The 4902-nt window shown below is 62.3% G+C and carries 5 protein-coding genes and 1 pseudogene; all 6 read right to left on the reverse strand.

Features of this window, described 5'->3' with window-relative positions; all coding sequences use genetic code 11:
- Positions 1 to 191 (reverse strand): annotated as a pseudogene (locus tag EN750_RS18445) (aromatic amino acid aminotransferase); the annotation flags it as partial.
- A gap of 139 nt (positions 192 to 330) precedes the next feature.
- Positions 331 to 1056 (reverse strand): SURF1 family protein, encoded by a 726-nt coding sequence (locus tag EN750_RS18450; protein WP_189526295.1) that lies wholly within the window; start codon positions 1054 to 1056, stop codon positions 331 to 333.
- Positions 1057 to 1128: 72 nt separating this feature from the next.
- Positions 1129 to 1509 carry a cytochrome o ubiquinol oxidase subunit IV gene (gene cyoD, locus EN750_RS18455; RefSeq protein ID WP_127397267.1) on the reverse strand — a complete coding sequence of 127 codons (381 nt, stop codon included), beginning with the start codon at positions 1507 to 1509 and terminating at the stop codon, positions 1129 to 1131.
- Positions 1506 to 2132, reverse strand: a complete 627-nt coding sequence (cyoC, locus tag EN750_RS18460) for a cytochrome o ubiquinol oxidase subunit III (protein ID WP_127397268.1) — start codon at positions 2130 to 2132, stop codon at positions 1506 to 1508. The genes cyoD and cyoC overlap by 4 nt, the downstream gene beginning before the upstream one ends.
- 5 nt (positions 2133 to 2137) lie before the next feature.
- On the reverse strand, positions 2138 to 4150 hold the full coding sequence (gene cyoB, locus EN750_RS18465) for a cytochrome o ubiquinol oxidase subunit I (protein ID WP_127397269.1): 2013 nt from the start codon (positions 4148 to 4150) through the stop codon (positions 2138 to 2140).
- 15 nt (positions 4151 to 4165) lie between these two features.
- Positions 4166 to 4902 (reverse strand): ubiquinol oxidase subunit II (locus tag EN750_RS18470; protein ID WP_189526297.1); only part of this gene is annotated, 737 nt, incomplete at its 5' end.

The following is a 4902-nucleotide window of genomic DNA, read 5'->3' on the forward strand; positions in this document are numbered from 1 at the left end:
GTCTTGGTGTCCTGACCCTGCAGCAGGCGCTTTTCCGCTTCGCGCACGGCGCGCATGACCGGCGTCTTGCCGTCGCGATCCTTGTAGACGCCGACACCGAGATCGACCTTGTCTGGACGCGGATCGGCTCGATAAAGGCCGATCAGGGCGAGGATCTTGTCGGCGGGGGCGGGCTGCAGGGCTTCAAACATCGCTAGGGCTCCAATGGCGGCGGAGTGATACGCAAATCGGTCGTGTTTCGCCAGCGGTTTTAGCTAGGTGCTCCAGCCTGAGACGGGGTGCCGGGAAGCCTGCCCTGCCTGCTCCTTTCAGCTTTGCCTCGGCCAGCGGTCAGCCCCCGCCGTGTTTCCCAGCCTGCCGCAACGGATAGGCGATCGCGCCCAGCACCATCAAGGCCAGCCCGAACCATGTCAGGGCATAGACCAGATGGTTGTTGTGGAACGAAACGACCGTCAGGCCGCCGACCGGCCACCCTCCCGGATTGGGCGTGGCATCGGCATCGATGAAATAAGGAGCGACCTGCCCGAGGCCTTGCGTCGAGGCGATCGCCTGCACATCGCGCGAATACCAGCGGTTGGCGGCCGGATCGTTGTTACGCAGGAAGCCGCCTTTCGGTTCGGTCAGGCGCAGCAGGCCGCGAATTCCGGTGTGATCGCCCGAGGGCTTGCCTGCGAGGCGGGTTGCCGGATCGCGCTTGTCCGTCGGCACGAAGCCCCTGTTCACCAGAATCGTGAAGCCATCATCCGCTCGGAACGGCGCCATTACCCAGAAACCACCGCCGCGATCGGTGACCGCCTGGACCAGGGTCTCGCGATCACCGAGAAACCGGCCCGTGACGGCAAGCTGGCGATACTCATCATCCCTGGCGTTGATCTCTGGCCAGGCCGAAGGCGCCGGGGCGGCCACAGGTACGGCCTTGAGACGCTGGTCGACACGCTCGATCAGGTCGAGCTTCCAGACGCGGCGCTCCAGCTGCCAGATACCGAGCGCCGAGAACCCTGCGACGCCGATGGCACCGCAAAGGCAAAGCACCAACAGCGTCCATGGTGAACGCATAACCCTTTGGCCGTCGCCTGTATTCGAATGCGGTGTCGTCCGCGCCTGTTCATCCAAAGCCAGGTCCCTCTCTCAGGGTATCTGACTCATGTCATGGCCGGGCATCATGTTGGCGTTCAGATGGTACATGACCCAGAGCGAGCCCGTCAGCGCGATCACCACCAGGATGAGGGTGAAGATCAGGGCCATCATGGTCCAGCCGCTCTCCGACCTGGTGTTCATATGCAGAAAGAACACCATGTGGACGATGATTTGCACGACGGCGAAGGCCATGATGGCAATCGCCGAAGCCATCTGATTGCCGAGTGGGTTGGTCATGACCAGCCAGAAGGGAATGGCGGTCAGCACGACGGACAGGCCGAAGCCTGTCAGATAGCCGCGCAGCGAGCCGTGATCGAGGCCGTGACGCGCGTGGCTCTGGTCGCTGGTGTCTGTGTGGTGGCCGACGCTCATCGCAACATTCCCATCAGATAAACGAAGGTGAAGACGCCGATCCAGATGACGTCGAGGAAGTGCCAGAACATGCTCAGGCACATCAGGCGCCGCTGGTTCGCGGCGATCAGCCCGTGCCTGGAGACCTGCACCATCAGCACCACCAGCCAGACCAGGCCGAAGGTGACGTGCAGGCCGTGCGTTCCGACCAGCGTGAAGAACGACGACAGGAAGCCGCTGCGCTGCGGCGTCGCCCCCTCGTGGATGAAATGGGCGAATTCGTAGAGTTCGATGCAGAGAAAGGCGAGGCCGAACAGGCCAGTGATCACCAGCCACACCTGCATGGGCTTCACCCGTCCCTTCGCCATCTCCAGCATCGCGAAGCCGTAGGTGATGGAGGACAGGAGCAGCATGGTGGTGTTGAGCGCGACCAGCGGAAGATCGAACAGATCCTTCGGCGCGGGTCCGGCCGCGTAATTGCCACCGAGCACGCCGTAGACCGCGAACAGCATCGCGAAGATGAGGCAGTCGCTCATCAGGTAGATCCAGAAGCCGAGCATGGTGCTGCTGCCGCTCTCGGCATGGCCGTGGTCGTCTTCCAGGTGGAAGACCGTGTCGTCGATCACCGTGTCGGCGTGTGCCATGGTGCTTATCCCGCCTGGCTGGTGGCTGCGAGCAGGCGTGTCCGCTCGTCCTCGACGCGGGTGACGTCACTGGACGGAATGTGGAAGTCCCGGTCGTAGTTGAAGGTATGCGCGATGGCGTAGCCGATCAGGGCGACGAAGCTGACGATCGCCAGCCACCAGATGTACCAGATGAGCGCCATGGCAAGCACCACGCTCAACCCGGCCAGGACGACGCCGGCTCCGGTGTTGCGCGGCATGTGGATGTCGCGGAAGCTCGTCAACGGACGCTGGTAGCCGCGATTCTTCATGTCCGCCCAGGCGTCGAGATCGTGGACGACGGGCGTGAAGGCGAAATTGTAGGCCGGGGGCGGCGACGAGGTTGCCCATTCGAGGGTGCGCCCGTCCCACGGATCGCCGGTATCGTCGCGAAGCTGCTCGCGCCGGCGCACGCTGACGAAGATCTGGATGAGGAAGGACAGGATCCCAAGCAGGATCAGGAAGGCGCCGAAGGCGGCGATAATGAACCAGATCTGCAGCGAGGGATCCTCAAAGGTGCGCAGCCGGCGCGTTACGCCCATCAAGCCGAGGATGTAGAGCGGCATGAAGGCGAACCAGAAGCCGACCACCCAGAACCAGAACGACATCTTTCCCCAGAACGGATCAAGCCGGAAGCCGAATGCCTTGGGGAACCAGTAGCTGATGCCGGCAAACAGGCCGAACAGCACGCCGCCGATGATGACGTTGTGGAAATGCGCGACCAGGAACAGGCTGTTGTGGAGCACGAAGTCGGCCGGCGGAACCGCGAGCAGCACGCCGGTCATGCCGCCGACAGTGAAGGTCAGCATGAAGGCGACCGTCCACATCATAGGCAGTTCGAAGCGGATGCGGCCGCGGTACATGGTGAACAGCCAGTTGAATATCTTGGCGCCTGTCGGGATCGAAATGATCATCGTTGTGATGCCGAAGAACGAGTTGACGCTCGCTCCCGATCCCATGGTGAAGAAGTGATGCAGCCAGACCAGGTAGGACAGGATGGTGATGACGACTGTCGCGTAGACCATCGACGTGTAGCCGAAGAGCCGCTTGCCGCAGAAGGCCGAGGTCACTTCGGAAAATATGCCGAAGGCCGGCAGGATCAGGATGTAGACCTCGGGGTGGCCCCAGATCCAGATCAGGTTCACGTACATCATCGGATTGCCGCCGAAGTCGTTCGTGAAGAAGTTGGTGCCGACATAGCGGTCGAGAGCCAGCAGGGCCAGCACCGCCGTCAGCACCGGGAAGGCGGCGACGATGAGCACATTGGTGCAAAGCGCGGTCCAGGTGAAGATCGGCATTCTCATCATGGTCATGCCAGGCGCGCGCATCTTGACGATGGTGCAGACCAGGTTCACGCCCGACAGCAGCGTGCCGACGCCCGCCACCTGCAGGGCCCAGATATAATAATCGACACCGACGTCGGGACTGTAGCCGATGCCCGACAGCGGCGGATAGGCAAGCCAGCCGGTGCGCGCGAATTCGCCGACGAACAGCGACATCATGACGATGACCGCGCCGCCGACCGTCATCCAGAAGCTGAAATTGTTGAGGAACGGAAACGACACGTCGCGCGCGCCGATCTGCAGCGGGACGACGAAATTCATCAGGCCCGTCACCAGCGGCATCGCCACGAAGAAGATCATGATCACGCCGTGCGCGGTGAAGATCTGGTCGTAGTGATGCGAATTGAGATAGCCTTCCGAACCGCCGAAGGCCATCGCCTGCTGGAGCCGCATCATGATGGCGTCGCTGAAGCCGCGCAGCAGCATGACGATGCCGAGCACCATGTACATCACGCCGATGCGCTTGTGGTCGACGCTGGTGAACCATTCGCGCCACAGATAGCCCCAGAGCTTGAAATAGGTCAGCGCGCCGACGAGTGCCACGCCGCCCAGCGCGACGACCATGAAGGTCGCGACCACGATGGGTTCGTGCAGCGGCAGCGACTCGAGCGTAAGCCGGCCGAAGATCGCCTTGAGAAAAGCAGGATTGTCGAACATGTCTTGCGTGGCGCCTTAGGAGTTGAAGGGCGACCGAAGCGTGCCGGTTGCGGAAGGTGACGGCAGTCGGATCGACAGGGGCAGTGGCCGTTGCAGACCGGCGCCGACTATCGGCGTCGAGATCATCGGCGTGGCGGATTGATCGGCCTTCGAAGCCGCCAGTGCTTCTTCGGTCGTGCATATACTGGCGACATAGGATGGGGCAGGGCCGAATATCGTGCCGCGCCGGGCGAACTTGTCATACAGCAGCGGCAGGGTGTTGCGGATGCCGGCCATTCCCAGACCGCCCTTGGCATCGATCTGCGACATCTCGCTCATGCACATCTTGCCGGGCTCGACGCACAGGTTGAGGATCGCCTTGTAGAGATCGGCATCCACCGCCGCATAGTGGCGCACGGGTTGGTTCTCGCTGGGCTGTTCGAGTTCCAGATAGCCGTTTCGGTCGAGCTTGCCGCCGCCGTCCTTTGCCTTCGCGATCCATGCCTGGAAACCGGCATCGTCCAGGCCGTGGAACGCGAAGCGCATTCCCGAGAAGCCGGCGCCGCTGTAGTTGGCGGAGAACCCTTCATAGTCGCCGGACTTGTTTATGACGGCGTGTAGCCTGGTTTCCATACCCGGCATTGCATAGATCTGGCCGGCCAGTGCTGGAATGTAGAAGGAGTTCATCACCGATGCGGAGGTGATGCGAAAGCTGATCGGCCGGTCGACCGGCGCAGCCAGTTCGTTGACCATGGCCACGCCGTATTCGGGAT

This window comes from Mesorhizobium sp. M7A.F.Ca.ET.027.03.2.1, from assembly GCF_003999175.1.
Lineage (GTDB): Bacteria > Pseudomonadota > Alphaproteobacteria > Rhizobiales > Rhizobiaceae > Mesorhizobium.

What these genes read in the sequence shown, in the direction of transcription:
- cyoC (WP_127397268.1), bottom strand. Translation starts at nt 2,132, where the DNA reads ATGGCACACGCCGACACGGTGATCGACGACACGGTCTTCCACCTGGAA.
- EN750_RS18450 (WP_189526295.1), bottom strand. Translation starts at nt 1,056, where the DNA reads ATGCGTTCACCATGGACGCTGTTGGTGCTTTGCCTTTGCGGTGCCATC.
- cyoD (WP_127397267.1), bottom strand. Translation starts at nt 1,509, where the DNA reads ATGAGCGTCGGCCACCACACAGACACCAGCGACCAGAGCCACGCGCGT.
- cyoB (WP_127397269.1), bottom strand. Translation starts at nt 4,150, where the DNA reads ATGTTCGACAATCCTGCTTTTCTCAAGGCGATCTTCGGCCGGCTTACG.